Source organism: Mucilaginibacter sp. P5_A4 (assembly GCF_056400605.1).
Map to the genome: position 1 here is coordinate 1 of NZ_JBFUKX010000126.1, position 1,571 is coordinate 1,571.

Genomic DNA, 1,571 nt, shown 5'->3' on the forward strand with positions numbered 1-1,571 from the left:
ATGAACCACTTTTTAAATAAAACACTGACGTTTATTTTAACAAGTATATTATTAGTAGCCAGCGTAATATTGATACCCAATTTTTTGGTTAAAAAATTGTCGAGGTTTAATATTGATAAGGGCTACAAAATTGTGCTGTTCGGACATTCGCACTCTGAGTGTGCTTTTAATGATTCTTTAATATCAGGTTTTAAAAATCTGTCTCACTCAGCAGAGCCTTACTTTTATACTTACCAAAAAGTTAAAAAGGTAATTTCTCAAAACAACCAGGTAGAAACCATTTTGATTGAGTTTTCAAATAATCAAATTGACACAAAAATGGATGAATGGACGTGGGGTTATAAATATATGTCGAACATGTTTCCACAATACGCATCGTTTATGGATCCATCAGATTTAGAACTGCTATTTGATAAAAACCCAAAAGATTTTATAAATTGTGTTTCCATTTTAACCCGCCAGAATATATTCAGAGTTGCTTCCTTAAACTATAACTTCAGTAGCAATATTGGTGGCTATTTAAAAATTAATAATCCTAAACCCCTGGAAATTAAGAATACACCTTCAWTCCTCCGTAATGAAACAACATCAGAACATACTAAGCTTTCGATGACCAACCTTAAATATCTTCGTAAGATAATTGATTATTGCCATCAAAAGCACAAAAAAGTATTTTTGGTAAGAAGCCCCCAGCATAAAGGTTACGAATTCATGAAAAATGAAAAGGTTTTCATGACGATTAAGAAATTATATTTTCAGGATGTTGAGTTTTTAGACTTCAACAATTTTCCCTTAAATGATGATGAATTTGCAGATCTGGGCCATTTAAATTTTAAGGGGGCATCGAAGTTTTCAGGATATGTTAACAGGATGATCGATTCTGGAATCTTAGTACCCGGTAACAAGCAGGTATTTATAAATGCGGTTATTCCGATTGGAGATCATTTTGTACATGGCGTAAAATAGAACTGATTTAAACAGCCTGGTTCACACTCATTTGTTATTGGCGATAGTGGCATAATCTTTTAAAGAATTTATTCGTATGCTTATATTCAATAGATCATGAAAACAGTCCTCATCATTGAAGATAATAACGATATCAGGGAGAGGATTACCAGTGTTTTGGGATTTAACGGTTATATGGTACTACAAGCAGAAAACGGCAGTAAAGGTGTGGAGCTGGCACAATTAAAAAAGCCCGATCTTATTCTTTGCGCTATAATGATGCCCGGAATGGATGGCTATGAGGTATTAAACCTGCTGCACAGACAGTCAGAAACATCCCGCATTCCCTTTATTTTTCTAACGGCAAGGGCCGAACAAACAGACTTTAGAAAAGGAATGGAAATAGGAGCGGATGATTTTCTGGTTGAGCCCTTTGATGATCTGGAGTTATTGCATGCTCTTGAAAGTCGGTTTTATAAAAAAGAAATACTTGAACATTATTATATTAAATCTTTCTTAAGTCTGGAAAAACTAACTGCAGGAAATAAAAACGGAAAGGCAGATCTGAAAACCGTAATTGCTGGCCGTAAAATTAAACAGGTAAAAAAAAAACAGATCCTTTACTA

Annotated in this window: 2 protein-coding genes; both read left to right on the plus strand. The window is 34.0% G+C overall.

The window, feature by feature from the left end; translation table 11 throughout:
- Window positions 1–966, plus strand: a 966-nt coding sequence (locus AC1DQW_RS27550; RefSeq protein ID WP_477456995.1) for a hypothetical protein, incomplete at its 5' end; no start/stop codon positions are given.
- Window positions 967–1,062: 96 nt separating this feature from the next.
- Window positions 1,063–1,571: response regulator (locus tag AC1DQW_RS27555; protein WP_477456996.1), on the plus strand; the 509-nt coding region annotated here is incomplete at its 3' end.